The organism is Deltaproteobacteria bacterium (assembly GCA_019912665.1).
In the GTDB taxonomy this organism is placed as follows: Bacteria; Desulfobacterota; GWC2-55-46; order GWC2-55-46; family GWC2-55-46; genus UBA5799.
In genome coordinates this window covers 18,456-40,654 of record JAIOIE010000032.1, presented here as the reverse complement: position 1 = coordinate 40,654, position 22,199 = coordinate 18,456, and the positions used below count along the sequence as shown (strand labels likewise).

Annotated in this window: 17 protein-coding genes and 1 pseudogene; 5 read left to right on the top strand and 13 right to left on the bottom strand. The window is 58.4% G+C overall.

Annotated features, from left to right (window positions below; genetic code table 11):
- Positions 1-44 precede the first annotated feature (44 nt).
- The 10 genes from K8I01_12835 to K8I01_12790 all read right to left on the bottom strand — a co-directional run bounded on the left by K8I01_12835 (position 45) and on the right by K8I01_12790 (position 11,631).
- Positions 45-2,672, bottom strand: a complete 2,628-nt coding sequence (locus K8I01_12835; GenBank protein ID MBZ0221302.1) for a CBS domain-containing protein — start codon at positions 2,670-2,672, stop codon at positions 45-47.
- 240 nt (positions 2,673-2,912) lie between these two features.
- Positions 2,913-3,749: a hypothetical protein gene (locus tag K8I01_12830; GenBank protein ID MBZ0221301.1), complete on the bottom strand. Its 837-nt coding sequence runs from the start codon at positions 3,747-3,749 to the stop codon at positions 2,913-2,915.
- A 46-nt stretch (positions 3,750-3,795) separates the two neighbouring features.
- The gene (locus K8I01_12825; GenBank protein ID MBZ0221300.1) at positions 3,796-4,218 is read right to left on the bottom strand and encodes a hypothetical protein; all 423 of its coding nucleotides are present in this window, start codon (positions 4,216-4,218) and stop codon (positions 3,796-3,798) included.
- 36 nt (positions 4,219-4,254) lie between these two features.
- Positions 4,255-6,459, bottom strand: coding sequence for a hypothetical protein (locus K8I01_12820; protein MBZ0221299.1), 2,205 nt, complete (start codon positions 6,457-6,459; stop codon positions 4,255-4,257).
- 30 nt (positions 6,460-6,489) lie between these two features.
- Entirely contained in the window at positions 6,490-7,563 is a 1,074-nt protein-coding gene (locus tag K8I01_12815) for a 6-bladed beta-propeller (GenBank protein MBZ0221298.1), read from the bottom strand.
- A 12-nt stretch (positions 7,564-7,575) separates the two neighbouring features.
- Entirely contained in the window at positions 7,576-8,178 is a 603-nt protein-coding gene (locus tag K8I01_12810; protein ID MBZ0221297.1) for a hypothetical protein, read from the bottom strand.
- A 193-nt stretch (positions 8,179-8,371) separates the two neighbouring features.
- A complete protein-coding gene (locus K8I01_12805) occupies positions 8,372-9,508 on the bottom strand; it encodes a PQQ-binding-like beta-propeller repeat protein (protein MBZ0221296.1) in 1,137 nt (378 codons plus the stop codon).
- 8 nt (positions 9,509-9,516) lie between these two features.
- A complete protein-coding gene (locus K8I01_12800; GenBank protein MBZ0221295.1) occupies positions 9,517-10,104 on the bottom strand; it encodes a methyl-accepting chemotaxis protein in 588 nt (195 codons plus the stop codon).
- A 101-nt stretch (positions 10,105-10,205) separates the two neighbouring features.
- The gene (locus tag K8I01_12795; GenBank protein MBZ0221294.1) at positions 10,206-10,700 is read right to left on the bottom strand and encodes a hypothetical protein; all 495 of its coding nucleotides are present in this window, start codon (positions 10,698-10,700) and stop codon (positions 10,206-10,208) included.
- A gap of 304 nt (positions 10,701-11,004) precedes the next feature.
- Positions 11,005-11,631 (bottom strand): methyl-accepting chemotaxis protein, encoded by a 627-nt coding sequence (locus K8I01_12790; protein ID MBZ0221293.1) that lies wholly within the window; start codon positions 11,629-11,631, stop codon positions 11,005-11,007.
- A gap of 347 nt (positions 11,632-11,978) precedes the next feature.
- On the opposite strand from K8I01_12790, the gene hemE reads away from it, so the two are divergent.
- From hemE to K8I01_12765, 5 genes and pseudogenes are all read left to right on the top strand, one after another.
- On the top strand, positions 11,979-13,010 hold the full coding sequence (gene hemE / locus K8I01_12785) for a uroporphyrinogen decarboxylase (protein ID MBZ0221292.1): 1,032 nt from the start codon (positions 11,979-11,981) through the stop codon (positions 13,008-13,010).
- Between the two features lie 19 nt (positions 13,011-13,029).
- A complete protein-coding gene (gene hemH, locus K8I01_12780; GenBank protein MBZ0221291.1) occupies positions 13,030-13,962 on the top strand; it encodes a ferrochelatase in 933 nt (310 codons plus the stop codon).
- Positions 13,962-15,410, top strand: a complete 1,449-nt coding sequence (hemG, locus tag K8I01_12775; protein MBZ0221290.1) for a protoporphyrinogen oxidase — start codon at positions 13,962-13,964, stop codon at positions 15,408-15,410. Before hemH ends, hemG begins: the two co-directional genes overlap by 1 nt.
- 504 nt (positions 15,411-15,914) lie before the next feature.
- A complete protein-coding gene (locus tag K8I01_12770) occupies positions 15,915-18,071 on the top strand; it encodes a diguanylate cyclase (GenBank protein ID MBZ0221289.1) in 2,157 nt (718 codons plus the stop codon).
- A 796-nt stretch (positions 18,072-18,867) separates the two neighbouring features.
- A pseudogene (locus K8I01_12765) lies at positions 18,868-18,945 on the top strand (SEC-C domain-containing protein).
- A gap of 117 nt (positions 18,946-19,062) precedes the next feature.
- Here the strand turns inward: K8I01_12765 and K8I01_12760 are convergent.
- The 3 genes from K8I01_12760 to K8I01_12750 all read right to left on the bottom strand — a co-directional run bounded on the left by K8I01_12760 (position 19,063) and on the right by K8I01_12750 (position 22,130).
- Entirely contained in the window at positions 19,063-19,827 is a 765-nt protein-coding gene (locus tag K8I01_12760; GenBank protein ID MBZ0221288.1) for a hypothetical protein, read from the bottom strand.
- 180 nt (positions 19,828-20,007) lie between these two features.
- Positions 20,008-21,360: a sigma-54 dependent transcriptional regulator gene (locus tag K8I01_12755; GenBank protein MBZ0221287.1), complete on the bottom strand. Its 1,353-nt coding sequence runs from the start codon at positions 21,358-21,360 to the stop codon at positions 20,008-20,010.
- A gap of 125 nt (positions 21,361-21,485) precedes the next feature.
- Complete coding sequence (locus tag K8I01_12750) at positions 21,486-22,130, bottom strand: PAS domain-containing protein (protein MBZ0221286.1); 645 nt, start codon at positions 22,128-22,130, stop codon at positions 21,486-21,488.
- Positions 22,131-22,199: the final 69 nt, after the last annotated feature.

The following is a 22,199-nucleotide window of genomic DNA, read 5'->3' as shown; positions in this document are numbered from 1 at the left end:
AAAAGACTGGAATAGATGAAAGCCCGGCGCGGACGACATGGCCGCTAAGCGCGCCTCCCGGCGCGGCCATGCCCTTTTTTTATGAAGGATTTAACGATCCGCTCTTCGTCCTCCCTCGTGGCCGTCTCGCCGTCGATGCGTTTCTTAAGGAGGGCCCTCAATATATCGCCCATGAGGGGCCCCTCGGCCACTCCGAGTCTCTTCAAATCTCCGCCCCTTAGTTCCGGCCTTATGTGCCTGAGTGTAGTAATATGGACTGAGAGCGCCTTCCGGGCCGGCTCCTTCCCGGCCTTTGCCATGAGGTAAAGGACAAGCTCCAGCGGAAGCGGGGAGAGGAGCTCGTAAATGTCGCTCCCTTTCCTTGCGGCCCCGGCCTGTATCTTGCCGAGGGCCTTCCGGGCCTCTTCCCTCCGGCCGAGGACGTCGAGCCTCTTCTTTCCCGATATCCCGAGCCTTGCCACAAGTGCCGAGAGCTCCCCATCTTTAAGCCTGTCCGTAAGGGCGAGGAAAAGGACGAGCCAGGATTCAACCCGGTCCTTCTCGTAGAGGAGCTCGTACCAGGCGAGCGCCTCCTTTCCGCGCCTGAAGAGCCTTTCGGATTCCCTGTCCCAGGCAATCGATGGGTGTATGAGCTTAAGGAGGCCCAGGTCAGAAAGCCGCTTAAGGGCCTTGCCCGAGGTCTCTTCCTCGAGTATGCTCTTAAGCTCCTCGGCTATCCTCGGCCCTGAGACGGTCCTGAAGCCGTCGAGCTTTACCGAGTTCTTTATGAGGTTCTGCGTGTGTTTTCCGATTGAGAAATCGAACTTCTCGGCGAACCTGACTGCGCGGAGCATCCTGGTCGGGTCCTCTACGAAGCTCAAATTATGGAGCACCCTGATGGTCCTCTCCTTCAGATCCTTCTGCGCCCCGAAAAAGTCTATGAGCTCGCCGAACCTGCCGGGATTGAGGGCCACCGAGAGGGTGTTCATTATGAAGTCCCTCCTGTAGAGGTCGAGCTTCAGGGACGACTGCTCGACTGTCGGCAGCGCCCCCGGCCTCTCGTAGTACTCAAGCCTCGCGGTCGCAACGTCGAGCTTGTAGCCGTCACGGAAGACCAGCACGGCTGTCTTGAACCTGTGGTGCGGCCTGACCGAGGCGCCGCGCCTCCGGGCAAGGTCCTCGGCGAAGACTATCCCGTTCCCGCCCTCTATAACTATGTCTATGTCCAGGTTTTCCCGCCTCATTATGAGGTCGCGGACGAACCCGCCGACAACATAGGCCTTGAAGCCCCTCGCCTCCGCGACCTCTCCGGCCTCCTTCAAAAGGTCCATTGCCCAGGCCGGGAGCCTCTCCTTCATAAGGCCGGAGACGACGCGCACCTTCTTTGTCTCATCCCGGGCGGCCCGTAGCTCTTCCTGGAGGAGCTTAATGAGGTCTGTCCGGGTTATTACGCCCACTACCTTTTTATCTTTCAATACCGGGAGGAGCCTTTGCCCATGGCCCACGACCTTCTCCCTAATGCTCTCTATCGAGGCGTCGTGGCCGACCCAATCGACCTCGGTCGTCATGTAGTCCTTTACGGGCGCGGCCCCCAGGCCGTGGTAAACGGCCTTGTCCACGACCTGCCTGGTTATGACCCCCTGCACAGTCCCGTTCCTCACTACCGGCGCGGCGTTTATGCCGTATCTGCGCATGACCTCCATCGCGTCCTTGAGCGCGGTCCTGGGGGAGAGCGTGATCGGCGGGAAGGACATGATGTCCCCGGCGGTCCTCGCGGGGACTATGTTCGCCCGGATGGCCTCGAGGAGCATCTCCCTGGCCTGCACGAGGGTCGCCCCCTTCAAGGTGGCTGAGGCCGCGTTCGGGTGGCCTCCCCCTCCCAGGGCCTTCAGTATCCTGCCCGCGTCAGCGCGCGGGTTTCTCGACCTGGCTATGACGTGGACCCTGTCCTCCGAATCGACGAGGAGGAAAAGGCATTCCATGTTCTCTATGTCCCGCAGCTTGTGCGCGAGCACCGCGATATCGCCCTTGTACTTCTCGAGGTAGGCCTCGGCCACTACGACCTCCACCCCTCCGACGGAGTACCTGGCCTGCGACTGCAGGAATTCGTTAAGGAGGGATACCTCCTCGGGGGTAAGCTCTTTCCGGAGGAGGTCCGAGACGGTCTTGAGGTCGGCGCCTGACGAAAGGAGGAAGGAGGCGGCCTCGTAATCCTCTTTAGTGGTGGATGGATAGGAAAGGAACCCTGTGTCCTCGTATATTCCGGCCATCATTATGGTGGCCTCCTCGGGAGTGGGCGCGATGCCCCGCTCCCGGAGCACATGCGCTAAAAGGGTGGTGTTCGACCCGAAGGGCCTCCTTACCTCAACGCTCCCCGAGAGGTCGCCCGGAGAGGCCGGGTGGTGGTCGTATATGTGTACGTCTGTTCCCGGCCTTTCCGCAGCCTGGACGAACGGCCCTATCCTCAACGGGGAACTCACATCCACGAGGATAAGGCGGCGGATTCCGCCTATGTCGATGTCCTTTATGCGGCTTACCTCCGTGGGGAGCGGGAGCGTCTTTAGAGCGTCCCGGAGCGGCTTCTCAACCGAGCCGGGGAAGGCGAGGAGCGCATCCGGATATAGCCTTTTGGCCGCGACCATCGAGGCGAAGGCGTCAAAGTCGGCGTTTACGTGGGATGTTATGACTTCCATAAGGGCGATATTAGCATATTTGAAAGGCGCGGGCGAAAAAAAGAGGGCAGGCCCAGGGGCCTGCCCTCTCAAGCGATCCGGATTTTACTATCAGGATATTGAAAAGTCCTCCTGGACTTTTTCAACCACGGCTTGGCCGGAATGAATCCGTCCAAGCCTCACAAATTGCCCGACTTTCAAGTCTTCGCGATTTGGCGATCCATCCGTGGATTGCTCAGCAGGGTGTTTTTCAATACCCTGCTATTTCTTTTCCGTCCCCGCCTCCCCGGCCGGCTTCTCGTCCTTTTTCCCGTCCTTCCCGGCATCCGCCTCCTCTATTACCGGAGCGGGCTGTGAATGGCACCTGAAGCAGTCGTCTATGGGGAAAGCCACCTTGGTGTGGCATACGCCGCAGTACTGCCCGGAGATTATCTTCATCATGTTCATCTCCGGGTTCCCGCCCTGCTGCTGCTTGAATATGGACTCGTGGCACGAGGTGCAGTCCAGGACCTTGGTATGCGCCTTATGCGGGTACTTGACATCCGGCGGGCTCGGCTTGAACTTGGTCGTGGGGATTATTATATCCATGTCGAACTCGAAGAGCTCGTCGGTGCCGTCAGGGTTTGCCGCGGCCTTTGAAGCGCCCGTCTCCAGGGCCTTTACCCAATCGACCTTGTTCCCGAAATAATCTTTGGGGTGGTCCTTCAGCCTCTCGGCCATGTTCCGGTCCTGCGGAAGGCCGTATGAATGGCACTTGTCGCATTCGAAGGGCGCGAAGGCTATGTTGCCGTTATGGCAGGTCCCGCACTGCTTGCCCTCGAATATCTCGGCCATGGTTATCTCTGCAGCGCCGGCCTTGAAGCCGAAGCCCAGGTCGGTATGGCAGACCTTGCACGAGAATTTATTCCGGTGCACCCAATGGGGGAATACCACTGGCCGCATGTCGTTCTTGCTCGCGTTCTTGTCCAGGACCACGTTCCCGTACGTTTCCGGGTTCTTGGGCTTCCTCAAGTCGGTCTCCCATGTCACGCCGGCCTGGGCCCATTGATAGACGAAAACCCCCCCGACGGCCAGGGCCGCCGCGGTCAAAAATCCCATTAACCTGATGCTCCGCACTTTGGACCTCCTTTGCTCCCTTACAATCTCAATAACCAGTATGGCATAAGGCGCATAACTTCATGTACTCTACTCTCAAAAAGCCTGGGTGGACCGCTTTCCCGTGAGGCTCGTGGCAGGTATGGCAGACCATCTCGCCGTCGTCCGTCAGGGGCAGCCTGGGCGGGACGTTTATATTCACTATCAACCCCATGGGATGGCGGGTGACCGGGTGGTTGCCAATGTTCCCGTGGTGGCACTTTACGCACGTGGTCACGGGGTCCCTGGTAAGAAGCGGCGGCTGCTCGCTATGGCACATCGAGCAGAGGTCTTCCCTGCTGAAATCATGCGGGTTGACGATGACGGCCCGCCCCTCCCCGCCGTCCTCGGCTGCCCTGCATTCCCTTGCAGCCAGTCCGGCGGCCACGGCCAGTAGCCCCAGCGCCGCTATAGTGGTCAATATTATTTTCATCAATCTCGAAGAGCGTCAGGCGCCTTTGCCCTGTCCTCAATAGGAGCAATCGCTCAGATTCTGGCAGTCATGATTGACTTCGGTCCCTGGTATAGCGATATCCTCGAAAGAATCGTTGCACACCTTCTCGGTCGACGGGGTTATGGTCCTGAAGGTTATCTGCCCGTCCATCGCCCCGGTGGTCCTTGGGCTCTTGTAAGAATCAACGCAAGCCCCGTTCATGAGCCTGTACCCGAGCGGGTCCGAGTCCTCGAGCGTGCCGGCCCCCGCATTGCTGCCGTGAATGCCTTTTATCTGGTCCACCGTCTCGGTCGGGTCATACCACCCGCCGTGGCACGAGAGGCATAGTATCCCGAACTTGTTCGAGTCGTTGCCGGTCCCGGTCCCCTGCTTATAGAAGGGGGAGTCGGTCCCTAGCCCGTCGGGCGGGTGCGAGACCCTCGAATAGTTAGCCTTCGGGCCGATGTAGCCCTCGTCCCCGTAGACCTCCCGCTTGTGGCAATTGTAGCAGAAGTTCTTGGTGGTGCCGAAACCGGTGGCGTTCGCCTTGAGTATCCATTTCTCGTTCGAGCCGTGCACGCCCGAGGGATCGGAAGAGACGCTCGAGCCGTGGCAGGCGGAGCAAGTAATGGTGCTGTCGTGCGTGACATTGTAATAGCCGGTGCGTTCCCAGGTGTCCGGGAGGTCGACATACCTGAACGTGTTCGTAAGCCCGAGGCCGTTGTCCGGCCAGTTTGCGTTGGCCGGGGGCGAGCTTACGGGCATGTTCCTGCCCTGGGCGAAGACCGGGTGAAAGCCCATGTTGTTGACGTTGAAGTCCGCCGTGGGGTCGGACTGCTCGACCTGCGACCCGTCCGCGTTGCCCGAAGGCGCATAAGGCGGCATGTTGCCGTAGGCGTAATACGAATGGCACTTTATGCAGAGATACCCTTCGAGATTGTTGCCGCCTGGGTTTGTAGAGGTGAAATCGACCACTTCGTAGGCCGTAACCGGCTCCCCTGCGGCGGGCCAGGACGAGGGCTTGACTCCCCAGCTCCCCAGTATGTTCGCGCCGATGATGTTCCCGTTCACGCCGCCCATGGCCTGGTTTCCTTCCATGGTGCCGTGCGGGTTGTGGCAGTCGGCGCACTCCGCGTGCCTGTTGTCCCTCAGGTTTTCAGCCGATTCCCTGGCCGGGTCGCCGGCGAACTCCCTCGAAGGGACATGCAGCCCCCATGTGGCCTTGACGTCGTGCTTATAGGGATATGCGAACTGGGCGGTGAGGTCCTTTGAAGCCACTTTGCCATTGTGGCAGTTGAGGCAGAGCCATTCCTCGTTCTCGATATTTGAGGTAGACGGGTTCGTGCCCTTCAACAGCGCCTTCCCGGCCGCGCCGCCGTGGGAGCGGTGGCAGGCAAGGCAGCTCTGCATCTCGGGCGTGTCGTCGCTGAAGCCGGCTTCGCCCAGGTCCTCGTGCCAGGGGTTCACCCCCTCGCCGTTCCATGTGGCCGTGGACGTGCCGTGCACCGACGGGTTGGTCTCCCAGTATCTCTTGTCATGGCATATCTGGCAGAGGCCGCCGTTGGAGAGGCTCCCGAGGAGGAACTTGGGGAACTCGGTGCCGTGCGGGTCGTGGCAGCTCGTGCATTGCATCATCCCCGTACCGTCGAGCTTGACCCTCTGCTGGGACTCGCTCAGCGGGTCCCTTATCTCTTCGTTCGACGGATATGAGCGGGAGTACTCGAAAGAAATGGGGTGGTCGTCCATCAGGTCCGTGCCGATATGCGAGGTGGAGACCGCCCCGAGCTTCCCCTCCTCTATGCCGGCGCCGGTTACACTCAGTTCCCTCCCGTGCCCCTTTCCCGGAAGGTTGAGGAGCGAGCCTATGGCAATGGTGCCGTCATGGCAGGCGAGGCAGAGCTTCGATGCGCCGGTCGGCTGCCCGAGCGTGGGGGAGTTGGGCTCAAGCGTCGCGGCCAGGGTCTGGCTCATGTAGACGTCATAGGTGGCCCCGGAGTCCTGTTTATTCCATGCGGGCCCGGATGGGTTTGCGTTGTGAGGCGTGTGGCAGAAGACGCATACCTCGGTCGTATCGCCGGATTTTATCTCGCCTGGGGAAAGCGAGCCGAAGTTATGCTTCGTGTTGGTAACGGCCGCAAGCGAATATCCGCCAGCCGCGGCCAGAAGCCCCGTTACCAGTGCGGCGGCCAGCGCATTCCGTCCCTTGTTCCCGGTCTTTCCCTTTATCGGATTAGACGACATCTTCCTTCCTGCGGTCGAGCCTGCGGGGCTTCAGCCTTCCCCGAGATAATCGAATACCTGCACCCTGCCATTATACGAATCCGAGACGTAGATCCTGTTGCCGTTATCTATGAATATGCCGCTCGGAAGCCAGAAGGTCCCGGCTGATTTGCCGAGGGTGCCGAAATTCAGGAGAAACCTTCCTTCCCTGTTGAATATCTGGATCGTGTCGAAGAGGGCGTCGGCCACATAGATGTTCCCGTCCTTGTCGAGCGCGATGCCCTTGGGCCTGCCGAAATCGCCCGTTCCGTCCCCCTGCCTGCCGAAGGAGCTCAAGAACTTCCCGTTGCCGTCGAATATCTGGACCCTGAAGTTCAGCGAATCAACGACGTACACGTCGCCGCCCCGGTCCAGGGCCAGATCGACCGGATAATTGAACTCCCCTGTCTCTTTCCCCCTCTTTCCGAAGGAGCCGATCTCCGCGCCCTTCAGATCAAAAATACGGACGCTGTGGGACGCGGTGTCGGATATGTATACTTTTGCTTCGGCCTTGTTGATGGCGATGCCCGTTGGCCTTTCGCCCGCGGCGAACGAGAAGAGGAACTTGCCCTTGGGATTGAAGACAAAGGCCTTACGGGCTACGGAATCGGTAACATAGATATTATTCTGGCCGTCCGTGGCGGCGGCTATTGGGGATTCGAACTGTTCGTCCCCGGGCTCTTCTATGAGGATGTAGTTCTTCCTGGCAAGGTCGAAGATATGTACCTTCTTGAAGGCCGTATCCGCGACTATGAGCCTTCCCGTTGAATCAACGGTTACGCCGTACGGCTTTATAAGCCGGTCGCTCTTTTCTCCGAGTATGAAATCGGCAATCCTCCTGAAAAACCCGGCGTTCGCGCCAATGTCCTGTGGCCTGCTGATAGTCCGGAGATAACTAACCCTTGCCGGTTCAGGAGGAGACGGCCAGATAAGGGGGGTCTGCGGCGTGAGCATTTCGCTTTTCTGCTCCGGGCCGGAAGCGCAGCCCGAGAGCGTAAACACGGCGAACGCAAGCGCTGCGGCGAGCCCGAGGACGCCTGAGGACCGGGCCCTTTTGGCCCTTTTATTTTTCGGGACTGCATACATCAGGAAATGACCCTATTTCCTGTGACAGTACTGGCAGATATCAAGTCCGGCGGACCTGAACCGCCGGGTGGTGTCGGCACCCCAGTCGGCCCTGCCCGGAAGAAGCCCTCTCTCGTGCGGGTTGTGGCAGGTGGAGCACATTATCTGGCCTGTTTTCGGGTCGAGCGGCAGGATAGTCGGTATGTCCTTCAAGGTCATCCTGATGTTGTCATGGATAATCTTGGGAGGCACCCTCAGGTGGTTCGGCGCTTTCTTCAAAACACTAAGCATGGCGGTCGGCTGGACGGTCGGATGTACTGGGACAGTATGGCAGCTCCTGCAAAGCTGGACCGGGTCCTCGAAATAGAGCTTCACGTCCTTTATTGTGAGGTTCTTGTCAATTGCCGGGACTTCCTTATGGCATACCACGCACGTGCCCCAGAGCACCTCTCCTGTCTCGCCTATCTGGTTGTGCGGGTTGATGACCGTGAGGAGCGCCTCGGCCCTCTGGTACGGAGGCGGCTCGGGCGGGGCTGGGACCGGGGCGGCCGGGGCCTCTGCTGACCAGGCTTCGCCGGAGAGGAGGAGCGCGCCGGTTAGAAAGATGACCTTGAGGATGCCTGATTTCCTGGACATGTTGGCTACCTTCTTTAAGATGCCGGCCTGAGGCCGTTTCGTTTTTAGGCAAGCTCTAAAATTGATCTCTTCCCCGGACTCTGCGTAGGTTACGCGAATAAAAATGCTCACATATTCACATATATGCTCCGCTTTTTATTCCCGCCCTTTCTTGATTGCAGGAAAAATCTCAAATTTCAGAGCTTGCCTTTAATCACTGCTCCGAAAAGGCGTAAATGGAGCCGTCCTCGGAGCCTACGTAGACGGCCTTGTCAGTGATTGCCGGAGAGGACTGAATGCTACCCTCGGTCATGTATTTCCAGACCGTCTCGCCGGTATATATGTCAACGGCATATAAGCCGCCGTCGTCGCAGCCGATATAGAGAAGCCCGGAGGCGGACACCGCCGGGGTGGAGTTCACCTCGTCCGGGAACTTGTAGACCGCGAGCTCCCTTCCGTCCGTCCTGTTGAAGACGGTCACGTCGCCCTTCTTGGAGGCCATATATATCCTGTCGGCGGTGACGACCGGAGAGGCATAGGCGAGCTTGCCAAGGTTCTTCCTCCAGACATATTTGCCGTCTTTGACATTTAGCGCGTAGAGGGTCCTGTTATACGAGGAGACGTAGACTATGCCGTCCCGCACTACCGGCGAGGAGTATATGGCTGATTCGGTCCTCAGCTGCCAATTCCTTCCGCCGGTCTTTGCGGAGGCGGAGTATATCACCCCGTTCTTGCCCGCGTAATATACCGCCCCGTCCGCATATGCCGGGGAGGCGTATATGCCGCTGTATTTCTCATAATCCGGGACGTTCATCCTCCAAACCCTTTCGCCGTCCTTTGTGCCGAGGGCATAGAGGTAGAGGTCCTTGGAGCCTATGTATACCTTGTCCTCGGCCACGACCGGCGAGGTGAGGACCGGGCCGCCGGTCTCATGCTTCCAGACGAGCTTGCCGGTTTCGGCTTCCAGCGCATATACGAAACCGTCCCTGGACCCGAAATAAACCCGGCCCTTGTCAACGGCCGGGGAGGAGAATATCTCGCCGCTTGTCTCGAATTTCCAGACGACGGCCCCGGTCTTCTCGTCAAGGGCGTATAGGTGCTTGTCATACGAGCCAACGAAGACCTTGCCCTTGTAGACCGCCGGGGAGGAATAGACCCGTCCGCCGGTCTTGAACTTCCATTTGAGCGCCAAGGGCGGCCTGGGCGCCCTCTCGACGAAGGGGACATTCTCAGGGCTCTTCATGAACTTCGGCCAGTCCGCTGCGGCCTGGCCGAAAAAAAGCGGCAGCGCGGCCATTGAGAGGGCAAGCGCTGCTGTGACCTTCCTTGCTGTTAACCTCGACTGCTGCATAGTTCCTCTCAGACCTTCATCTTTGAGATTTCGTGGGATATGCTCTTCCGCTCCCGGGCTATACCCTTGAGGGCTGCGGCAAGCTCTTTTGCATCGCGGGCGGGACCCTCCAGCCCCCTCGACTCCCTTTCAAGGGCTTGCCCGGATTTTTTGAGGGAACCGAAAAGGGACGCGAGTGAGACGGTCATCGCATTGAACGCGTCCGCCAGCCCGCCCGGCATATCGTTCGAGACCCGCCGCGTAAGGTCGCCCCGGGAGACCCCTTTCACTGCCTCCCTGAGCTCAAGGAGCGGGAGCTCTATCCGGCGGAGGACAAAGTAGCCGATGACCGCGGAGACGGCCAGGACCGCGGAAACGGTTACGGCTCCGAGCTTCAGCAAGACAGGGACCGCGATTTCAGAGGTGGTCCGTATCTTTATATGGATTTTATATAACCCCTGTCCAAGTTCCCTGTCAATTAAAAAATAGGCGGCGAGGAGGTTCGCCGCAAGCCCCAGGAGGACCGTTCCAGCAAAGACCGCCGCGAACCTAGACTGGAGCTTTTTATCTACGAAATAGTTCCTTCTCCTCCAACTCGTGCCGCGCGGCTCACGCATCAGGCCTCCGGGCCCGGGCTCGATCCGGGCTATATGATAGTACCCTGGAATTAAAACCCGATTAAACCAGGGTTAATTCGTCCGGCGCTCCATTTAGCAGGTCATTTATTGTGGCACGCAAGGCAGAGCCTGCTGTATTCGTTGCTCATAACGAGGTCGTTATGGAATTTCGAGAACGGGTTATGGCAGCTCCCGCATCCGACGTTCCCGGCAAAGAGCTTTATCTCGGGCGGTAGCTTGTCCACCGGCTTATACGCTCCGCGGTATTTGCGCCTTGCGTCTATGTAGGATACCCCTATGGGATGGCTGAGCCCCGAGAGGCCGGACCTGTGGAAGAGCGGCCCCGCTATTTCCCTACCGCCCACGACGGCATCACTCCCGGTGAGGGCGTCGTGGCATGCCATGCATCTCAATGAAAGCTCGTCGAGCACGCCCCCGACCTCCATGGGGATATACTTCAATGAAGCGGAGCCCGTGACGTGGGCGGAGCCGAGCGAGATCTTGTGGAGCTCGCTCTCCAGGTCGTTATGGCAGAACATGCAGAACCCCGGCCCGGCGGCCCTGGAGCGGAGGCGGAACGGCCCGAACCCCTCCATATGCACCGGGTGGCATGTAACGCAGGTCACGTCCCCCTTCCAGTCGAGCGGCAGGTTGGCCGGCACCTGCATCGAGGGCCTCACGTCGACCGGATGCGACAACTCGAACTCGGTCTCGTGGCAGTCCATGCACATACTCGATATGTCTTTGAGGAATGCGCGCGGGGTGTCGCCAGGGGCCGGTTCCTTGATATGGCACTCTAGGCACCTGCCGTTGAAATCGTGATAGCTTGTCCACTGCCGGGAGTAGAGGAGCGCTGCCGCGCCCACTGCGGCTATTGCCATTAATACGGCCAGCGCGCCCTTAATCGCTGTCATGGGTCTTCACGCTTGAGAGGGCCTGCTGGAGCCTTTTTACGTTCTCGCGTAATTCGCGGACCGCAGACCCGGCTTCCGGTGGGGGCGGCCCTTCTTTTTCGAGCAGTTTAAGAAGCTCCTGCTCGGATTTTTCAAGAGCTTCGACTGCGTCGGCTACGGCCCTTGCCGAATGGTTGATTGACCTGACCATCGAATTGAGGTCCTCTGCGAGCGCGACGAGCTGGTCGCTACCCCGAAGGCGCGTAAAAAGTGCAAGGTCGCCAGAGCCTATCGCTTCCATATTCCGGGCGAGCCTGAAGACCGGCCCAGCTATCCTGTGGGAATAGAGTATTGAGACCACGGCAACTGCCGCGGTTGCGACCCCGAGGATAAGCACCGAGTACGAGGAGGCGAAGACAAGTGGCAGGGCCTTTACCTTGAGCTCGTAAAGCGTGAAGACGGCCTGGCCATATGAATCCCCCATGCCCCTCGAAAGGGAAAAGACAAGTAGCAAAAGGAGCCCGGCGGCCCCCGCGAGCGTCGCGAGGCAGAGCTTGAGGCCGAACCTGAGCTTGAAGCCCAGCCTTAAAAGGCGCGAGGCGTCCGTATTTTTGCGGGTATCCGGAGCGGCCATTTTTCCCGGCTCTATTAAAGGATTTTTCAAACCGGACTGGGAGAAAAGGTCGAGGTGAATGAGAAAACCGAGCGGCAGGATTCACAGGCATTATATCCGAATACGCCGCGCATGTGAAGCCGGGGAGCGCGCACCTCTAGTTCCTCTATTGAAAATTATTGAAAAAACCAGCCGTTATGAATATAATAAAAAGCTCTTTTCCGTCTTGCCCGCCGGAAAGCTCAACTGAACGGCAGGGCAGAAGCCGCGGGCTCCCTTTCGCGGCCAAGTCAAGGCGCGGCGGGAAAAGGCGGGAATGACGTTTTCCCGAACACAATTTGGGAGGAGAACCGAAGATGTCAAAGGTCATGGCAAAGGACGCGTTTCTCAAGGCATGCCGCAGGGAAAAGGCCGGCTACACCCCGGTATGGCTCATGCGCCAGGCGGGCCGTTACATGAAGGAGTACATGGCCATACGGGAGAAGCATTCGTTCCTCGAGATGTGCAGGAACCCCGAGATAGCCGCCGAGGTGACCCTCCAGCCCATAAAGGCGTTCGACCTTGACGCCGCAATAATCTTCGCGGACATACTCCTCCCGCTCGACGGCATGGGCATTAACCTCGAGTTCGCGAAGAACGAGGGGCCCGTGATATCGAACCCGGTCAGGACAAGAAAGGACATAGACGCCGTAAGGGTCATAAACCCCGAAGAGCATGTGCCCTATCTCCTGAAGGCGATTAAGCTCGTTAAATCCGAGCTTAATGGCAAGGTCCCGCTTATCGGTTTCTCCGGCGCCCCCTTTACGCTCGCGAGCTATATCATCGAGGGCGAGGGCTCCAAGAACTACATAAACACGAAAAAGCTCATGTACTCGGACCCTGAGGGCTGGAAGGCCCTCATGGAGAAGATATCCGACGTCATAATCGTCTACCTCGAGGCGCAGATAGAGGCCGGGGTGGACGCGGTCCAGCTATTCGACAGCTGGGTCGGCTGCCTCGGGCCTGACGACTATAAAAACTACGCCATGCCTTACAGCAAGAGGATCATCGAGACCGTAAGGAAAAAGGGCGTGCCTTTCATAAACTTCAGCACCAATACCGGAACATACCTCGACACCATCGCCAAGACCGGCGGGGACGTCGTGGGCGTGGACTGGAAGGTGAGGCTTGACGAGGCCTGGAAGACCATAGGGTATGACAAGGCCATCCAGGGGAACCTCGACCCCGTGGTCCTCTTCGGCCCTGTAAGCGAGATACGGAAGAGGGTGAAAGAGATACTCGACATGGCTGGCGGCAGGCCCGGCCATATATTCAACCTCGGCCACGGCATCATACTCGGCACGCCGGTCGATAACGTAAGGGCCGTAATAGACAGCGTGCACGAGCTTAGCGCAAAGTAATTAAAAGGGGCATCCAGAAATGGCTGAACTTCCGTTAAAGGGAATACTCCTTCTCGCGTTCGGCGGGGCGGATTCGATCGAGAGCGTCGAGCCTTTCGTAAAGAACGTCCTGAAGGGAAGGCCCGTGACGCCGGAGCTCGTGGCGAGGACCGTCGAGCGCTATAAGCTCATAGGCGGAAGGTCCCCTCTCCTGGAAATAACACTCGCGCAGGCCAGGGCTCTCGAAGATGAGCTCAACTCCGGCCCGGACGCCGCCTTCCGCTACAAGGCCTACGTGGGCATGCGCTACTGGCACCCCTTTATAGCCGAGACCGTGAGGCAGATGAAGGATGACGGCGTCGAGGAGGCGGTAGCCATCATCATGTCGCCCTTCACCTCGATTGTGGCCACGGGCGCATATGAGACGGACGTTGAGAACGCGCTCAATTCGCTCGGCAACGGCCCGGCCATATCTTTCATGCCCTGCTGGCACATAGAGCGGGCCTTCCTCGACCTCGTGGCCGGGAATATCCAGAGAGAGCTTTCGGAATTTACGGACCTCAAGGACGCGCTCGTCATATTCAGCTCGCACAGCCTGCCGAAGGTGGCCCTGCAGGGCGACCCTTACGAGATGATGGTAAACCAGTCCGCCTCTCTCATAATGGAAAGGGTCGGGAAGGCCGACTACAGTGTCGCGTACCAGAGCAAGGGCTCCGGGCCCAGGGAATGGCTCGGGCCGCAGACCGAGGACGTCATAGCAGAGGCCGCGAAGCGCGGGAAAAAGGGCGTCGTAGTGGTGCCGCTCGGCTTCGCCGCCGACCACGTGGAAACCCTCTACGACATAGACATACTCTTTAAAGACCTCACGCGCTCGAACGGGCTGGAGTTCAGGCGCACTCCGTCCCTCAACACGGACCCGGCCTTCATCCGCATGCTCGCCGGCATAATGAAAAAGCCGGCTGAAAAGAAATAATGAAAAGAGTCGTAATAATCGGGGGCGGCATAGCCGGCCTCGCCACCGCATGGAGCCTCCGCGAGCAGGAATCCGAGGGCTCCGCCTTCGAGATTGTCCTCCTTGAGCGTAACGACAGGTTCGGAGGCAACATACAAACCGAAAAAAAGGACGGGTTTCTCATAGAGGGCGGCCCTGACTGCTTCCTCTCGGAGAAGCCCTGGGCCATGCAGCTCTGCAAGCGCATAGGCCTTTCGGGGAAATTCCTCCCCACGAACGACAAAAACAGGAAGACCTTTGTCCTCTCAGGCGGCCGTCTCCACGTGCTCCCGGAGGGGGTCATCCTCATGATCCCCACCAAGATACTCCCGCTTGCGACCTCAAGCCTCATATCCTGGCCCGGAAAGATGCGTATGGCAATGGACCTCTTTGTCCCGAAGAGGAAAGGCGGGGGAGACGAGAGCCTCGGTGATTTCGTACGAAGAAGGCTCGGGAAAGAGGCGCTCGAAAAGATAGCCGAGCCGCTCGTGGCGGGAGTCCACGCCGGAGACCCTGAGACCATGTCGGTCAGGGCGAGCTTCCCGAAGTTCGTCCAGCTCGAGGAGGAAAGCGGAAGCCTTATCCGCGGAATGATTAAGAAAATGGCCCAGGCAGCTGCGCACAGGAAACCGGCCCAGGCCGGAGGCCAATCGGCTCCGGGCGGGCGGGTCACAATGTTCATGACATTGAAGGACGGCCTCTCGGAGCTTATCGAGACGCTCACCTCAGGGCTTGAGGGCATGGAGAGAACGGTCTTAAGAAAGGGCGTCCAGGCCGTCTCAATCGAGAAGGCAGGGGCAGGATACCGGGTGACCCTCGAAGGCGGCGGCTCGATAGGTGCTGACGCGGTCATAGTTGCGGCCCCGGCGTGGGCGGCGGCATCGATATTGAAGGGCGAGGACGCGGCGCTCTCGGAGAAACTTCTTACTATCCCCTACGTTTCCACGGCCACCGTCTCCATAGCGTTCAAAAAAAAGGATATAAAGCACCCGATGAACGGCTTTGGGTTCGTGGTGCCCAAGGTGGAAGGGCGCAAAATCATGGCCGCGACCTGGACCTCGGTAAAGTTCGCCGGACGCGCCCCGGACGACTCGGTCCTCATACGGTGTTTCGTTGGGGGGTCGAAAAACGCCGAGCTCGTCTCGCTAGGAGACGCCGAGATGATAAAGCTGGTAAGGGAGGAGCTCCGCGACATAATGGGTATAGGGGCCGAGCCGGTGCTCGCGAAGGTATTCAGGTGGCGGAACTCCATGCCCCAGTACACCATCGGCCACGAGGAGCGCGTCGCCTGGATAGACGAGCGCCTTAAAAACCACCCGGGGCTTTATCTCGCGGGAAGCGCCTATTACGGCATAGGCATAAGCGACAGTATCCGCTACGGCGAGGTCGTTGCCAAGCGGGTCGTCAATCAGCTTACGGCTAATCGCTGACACCCCTTTTCGGAATCTCCTCAGACCAGGCTATCCGTCTGCCGGGATCAAATCCCGCTCGCGAAAAATAATGCCGCTCCATTCCAGAAAACCTGAAAAAAACCTGCTTTCTTCAAAAGATATGCTCGGTAGGGAATACTTTTCGGTTCCTGCCCCATTTGGGTAGGAAGGCTTGATTGAAAAGATATTCGGAATTTGCAAAAGACTTTTAACGTGCTACCGCACTTTTCGGCATAAGGCTCCGCTCCCTTTCTGCCTCCATCCTCCGGGCTCGGCCCTTGAGTCGTTCGGCCCCAAAGGGGGCCTCGCTTTTGCAACCCCGCCTCGCCCGCCCCTCCCCCATCCCTATGTTTGCTCCGCCTTATGCCCGGGTTATTTTGAGAGCAAAATAAAGACCCGCAGGCCGGAAAACCCTAAAGAAAAGCCGTCTTTTTCCCGATAAGTAATCGGGGCGGGGGATGCGTTTATTTCCTCCCCCCATTTCTTTTTTGGAAGGAAAGCTTGATGAAAAAGATATTCCGGGTAATCTGGTCCGATTGCAGGCCTACCCTCTCCATAGGGACAAAGACACTCCTCGCATTCCTTCTCATCATATCGGTGCTCACCGGCGGCTTCTATTTCTTCGTCTCAGTGAAGTTCTCCTCCCAAGCCCACCAGGAGGCCATTAACGAGATCGACTCGAAGCTCCGGGGAGCTTGGAGCCTTTTCCAGTCGCGCCCCGAGCAGATGAAGTTCGGCATGCTCCAGGCCGCGAGCGAACGGGCGGTGAAGGCGGCTGTCAAGGCGCGCGATTCCGAATTCCTCGGCAGGAACCTGATCGGCTACTCCGAAATGAGGCCTTACGTAGACCTCTGGGCCGTCGTTGACGGCGGCGGGCGGGTCATCGCAAGGAGGGACAGGAGAGCCGGGGACCTCCTTGAGATAAACGGCGCGGTGGGAAAGGCCCTTGAAATCGGCGGGCCTGTCATATCCACCGAGCTCGTGCCCAGGGAATTTCTTGAGAGGGAAGGGCTTAAAATCCCCGAGACCGACGAGCACGGGCTTATGCAGCTGGTAGTGGTGCCCATTATCGAGAACGGCGATGTAACGGGGGCTTTCGTCACCGGCACGCTCCTTAACGGTAACGGCTGGCTCCCGGATACCGTATACAGGTATTTCAACGTGAACGCCTCGGTCTTCACGATAACGGAAAAGGGCGCGAAGGTAGCTTCGGCCCCGGGGTTTCAAACCGGGGTCTTCAGCCCGCTCACCCGGCTGGACCACGGCATAGAGGGCCTGCTGCCCGAAGGGGGTGGCTTCATCGGAGAGACCGAGCTCGACGGAAAAGGCGTCTTCCTTGGGATAGAGCCGATATTCGGGCTCGACGGCAAGCCCATAGGCGCGCTGGCCGTGGCCGAGCCGATCTCGAAAGTCGAGGCGCATATAGCTCGCATGAAATCGCAGATACTGTGGGTGGCCGCGGCCGGGGTCCTCTTCTCGCTCCTCCTCGCGGCCCTCACTTACAGGGACACATTGAAGCCCGTCAGGGCCATAAGGAGCGCGATGGACGAGACGGCCTCAGGCAACCTCGACGTGGCCCTTGACATCAGGACCAAGGACGAGTTCGAGAGCATCGGGCAGGGCTTCAACGTTATGGTCGCGTCCATAAAGACCAGGGAGGACCGGCTTGAAAGCTTTAACCAGCTCTCAAAGGTGCTCCTTCAGTACAACGACCCGGAGATGCTCCTGGAGAGGGCCCTTTCCAAGATAGCGGAGCTTACGGGCTCTGAGATCGGGGTCATATACATATACGACGACGAGACCGGGATATTAAAGCCCGAGGTGCTCTGCGGGATAAGCAAATCAGGCCTTTCCGGCACGGAAAAGGGGGAAGGACTTGCCGACCGGTGCTTCTCGGAGCAGAGGACGCTCGCCCTCCTCGACCTTAGAAACGCAAGCGGGCCGGTAATAGACGCCGGCATACTCAAGTTCAACCCCGCGGGACTCGTCTGGCTCTGCCTCACCTATAACGAGAAGCCCATGGGCGTATTGCTACTCGGTTCGATCGAGCCGTACGAGAAGGAGATGCTCAGGCACATGGAGCACCTTGTAAACCAGATATCAATCGCCCTTGATAATGCGATGGTCCACAAGAAAATCGAAAAGCTCTCCATGACCGACCCCCTTACGGGAGTCTTCAACAGGCGGCGCTTCGGCGAGCTGTTGAAAGAGCAGTTCAAGGCCGCCTCGCGGTATAAATACGAGACCGGCCTCCTGATGATGGACGTGGACAACTTTAAATACATAAACGATACCTTCGGCCACCAGCAGGGGGACCTGATACTCTCGGAGATTGGAAGGCTCCTCAGGGAGAACACCAGGTCAACGGACGTGCTTGCAAGGTACGGCGGAGAGGAATTCGTCTGCCTTGTGACCCATACCGGAAAGGAAGGGCTGCTTGCGCTCGCCGAAAAGATCAGGAAGACGGTCGAGATGCACCGTTTTCCGGGCTTGAGGGACTGGCAGGTCACCATGAGCGTGGGCGCAGCGCTCTTCCCCTCCGATGTGGTAAGATGCGAGGTAGACCTCGTCAAGGCAGCGGACGAGAACCTCTATTTCGCGAAGAGGAACGGGAAGAACCAGGTCGCTTTTGAAAAGCAGTCTGAAGCCAGGCTGGTATGAATATGTTGATTTTTAATATTGCCAGAAAACCCTCCGGTTCGTAAAGGCCCTACAATCACGCGCCCTATCCTGATCCGCTTAACGCTTAAACCTTTTTTAAACATGAATCAAGACCGTCTGGACTAATCCGGCCCAAAGAAGTTATAATCGTCGCATGAGTACCGGCGTTAAGGAAAGGTCTTCTTTCTCTGCCATATGCGTCGAGCGCTGCGGGGGCATTTGCTGCGACCCCTGGTGGGGCATCATCTCGTATCCGTTCGCAAGGGAAGGCGGCCTCAGAAACCCTTCCGCTTTCAGGGCCGAGGTGCTTAAGGGCATAAAGGCGCGGGTGGAGAGGATAACGGACGCCTACAGGACATCCGGGGAGGAGCCCCGGAGACTATTCGGCCAGCCCGAGAGGTATAATGTAGTAGTAAAGGACATACGGCGGTCCGGGCAGGCGCTCACTATGAATCTCATTGCCATGTTCGCCTTCAGGTGCTCTCTATTAGCGGAGGACAAGTCCTGCTCCATCCATCCATCCATTATCGGGCGCGAGATAAGGCCCCCGCATTGCGGCGAGCTCGGCTCTCCTGATGCAGGCCCAGGGGAAAAGGGCTTTTGCAGGATAATACACGAGGCCGGCGCTGCCAAAGGCGATGGAACGGCGGTCCATGCGGCCATAGAAAGGGAGAAGGGCATCTCGAAGAGGAGCTTCAGCGAAGGCGCGGAAAATGCCGAGGAAGCGGCGGAAAAGGTGGTCGAGGCCGTCCGGTCGTGGTGCGAGGCAAGCGCGCCTGACCTTTTGCCTGAGGAGAGGCCCGCACAACCCGGCCGGAACGACCCCTGCTGGTGCGGAAGCGGCGCGAAGTTCAAGAAGTGCCACGGCAGGTAATGTCTTTCCTTTATCAACGAGCAGGATATTGAAAAAGCCTTTCCTGGGACTTTTCAAGTTCTCGCAATTTGGCAATCCGTACATGGATCGCGTAGCGGGGTGCCTTTCAACACCCTGCTAAGGCCTCTCTCCCCTTGCGATGAGCGCGACCGGCCCCCTCGGCCCTGCCGGAACGCTTTCCTTGATAAGCGCCACATCCTGGCCGCATACCCTGTAATCGAAAAACTTCTCTCCCGACTGATGGTATGCCGTGTACTTGACGGACACGCGGCTGCATCCCTTTTCCATGCTGCTGTACTTTGCCTCGTACCTCGCGTCGTTTCCGGCCCTCACAAAATCCATCTGCAATGACGAGGCCTGGAGGGCTATCTCTTCAAGCAGCCCTTTGTCTTCCTGAACCTCCGTTTTTCCCGCCCTGACGGACATGGCCTCAAACCTTGCTATCTTTTCCTGTTCTTCTGCTTTGACATAGTCCAGCCAATCAAGCCCGCGGCCCCGGCTCAAGCGGAATTTTTGAGGCTCGCCAGGGCTGTATTGATAGTCCTTTTCGATTATGAACCTCGGGTCTCCCTCGCATGCGAAATACCAGGGGTACTTGCCTTTTCCCGATGATGCGATATGTTCTGCGGCCTCATCGGGAGTGACTTCGATTAGCCTTACGGTCCTTCCGAATCTCTTAGAGACGACCGCCAAAGGCTTTCCGCCCTCATCTTTACAGAGCGCACGTATGTGGTTATAGACCTGGATGCCCGTAAGGCTTCCGTCGATGTATTCCCCAGACAGGGCCGAAAGCTCATCAAGGCCGCTCCCTGCTGCGCGGGCGCCCCCTGACGCAAGCAATGCCGCCAGAAGCGCCGCCAGGATTATCCGATATATCAGCATAAAGACCTCCTCTTTCTTGAAAAGCCGGAAATGGAAACCGCCCTAGCTTCTACCCGGAGGTAATAGCAAGAGGAGTGCCAGCCTGAATTGAAAGGAATTGCTGTTATTTAGGAGGTCTGATACGAAACGGAGGAGAGGCTTATATGGAATCCATTCCATAATCATGGAACTGATTCCATATCAACCGAGGTCGTACGCCCTTATCTTGGTAAGGAGGGTCTTGTAATCTATCTTCAGGATGGAAGCGGTCCTGGCCTTATTGCCGGAGGATAGCTTGAGCGCCTCCCTTATCGCGGCCCTTTCCGCCTCCCGCGCCGCATGGGACGAGACCTCCTTCAACGGGAGGACTTCCCCGGCCAGACGGTCATAGTTCTCCCCGGCCGCGAAGCCGAGGTGCGTTGGGTGGACCTCGCCGCCTCCCGCCAAAAGAGCGGCGCGGCGCATAACGTTCTTAAGCTCCCTTATATTGCCCGACCAGGGATGGCTGAGGAGCGCCTCCATTGCGGGACCGGATACCGAAAGGGGCGGCCTCTTAAGCTCCTCGCACGCGTCCGCAAGGAACCTGCCGGCTAAAAAGGAAATGTCGTCCGCCCGCTCTCGTAGAGGCGGAAGCGTAACCGTAAATTCGTTCAGCCTGAAATAGAGGTCTTCCCGGAAGCTGCCCTCTTTCACAAGGGCTCTCAGGTCCTTGTTCGAGGCCGCGAGTATCCGCACATCGACCGGGAGAGGCTTGCTTGAGCCCACACGGCAGACCTGCTTTGACTCTACGGCCCCGAGGAGCTTCGATTGGAGCGCGGCAGAGGTGTTCTCGAGCTCGTCTATAAAAAGCGTGCCGCCGGAGGCGGCCTCGAAATATCCGCCACGTGCCCTGTCCGCGCCGGTGAAGGCGCCCTTCTCAAAGCCGAAGAGCTCGCTTTCGATGAGCGGCTCGGGGATGGCCCCCATGTCGACCCTTACGAACGGCCCTTCTTTCCTCCGGCTCATTCGGTGGACGAGACCGGCTATCATGGATTTGCCCGTGCCTGTCTCGCCCTGTATGATGATCGCAAAATCGCTTGCGGCAACCCTTACGAGCTGGCTTATTACGCGCCTTATGGCCTCGCCCCTGCCGAGCGCCGCTTCGAGAGAGGCGTCGACTGCGGTCTTAAGCCTCACCACCTCGCGTTCGAGCTCGAGCTTTTCGATCGCTTTCCTGATAAGCACCGCCAGCGATTCCATGTCCGCGGGCTTGGTCACGAAATCATGGGCCCCGTTCTTTATGGCCTCCACAGCCGCCTGTATGTCAGCGTATGCGGTGAGAAAAATGACCGGGACCGCCGGGTCTATCTCCTTCAGGGCCCTTAGCGTTTCAAAGCCGCCCATGCCGGGCATCCTGTGGTCGAGGAGAACGGCATGCGGCCTGAACCTGCCGAATTCCCTTATCCCCGAGGGCCCGTCAGATGCCTGGGAAACGGAGAACCCCCTCATGGAGAGGAGCTCCGAGAGGACGAGCCTTATGTTCTCCTCGTCGTCTATTACGAGCACCTTGTGCAATTCTGGCCTTCCCGCTTGTAAGATAGCGGCCCTGGACCATATCGGGATGGATTTGACGAGGGTGCCTGATGGGATTCGGACTCAAAAGGTGAGAGGGGCCGTACAGGATGAGCATACTAAAGTTCTTACTGCAAATCAAGGCTGCTTCTGGAGGGGGTTGACAATCTGCGGGAGAGCTCGTCGATGAGGAGGTTTATCCTGGCCCGCTCGCTTTCGGGCAACCCGCTGCCCGAGGTCTCCCGGAATACCCCCCAGATCACATTCCTGCCGCCCATGACCGAGGTAAAGGCGTTTGCCTCCGCCTTGACCGCGTTTCCGCTGGAATGGCGCATCATTATCTCCATTTTCCGCACCGCCCTGTCTTTCACGGCCTTCCTGAAAAGCATGCCGTAGTATTCGGTATCTTCAACAGGATGGAGCTCGGTCTGGTGCATGCCCGCTATTTCGTCCACGGGCCTTCCGATTAGCGCGCCCGCGGCACTGTTTGCCTGAATTATGAGTCCGCTCCCGGCGTCAGCTACGAATACGGCATCGCTTATTGAATCCAGCAGCTTGCGGTATACATATTGATACTCGCCTAGGGCCTGCTCCGCTTTTTCCCGAGCGTTTATTTCCGCAAGAAGCATCTCATTGGCCTTTATGAGCTCGGTCGTGCGCGAGCAAAGGAGCGCTTCGAGATTGAGCCTTTCGCCCTCAGCCCTCAAAAACTCTTTTAATTGCTCACTGAGCTTCCGGATCTCACTTACAAGGCCCTTTTCCCCTTCGCCCATGATATCTCCACAGGAACAACAGCGAGGTTATTATTTTAAGGCTCTCTTTACGGCCAGAAGAGCTATGTT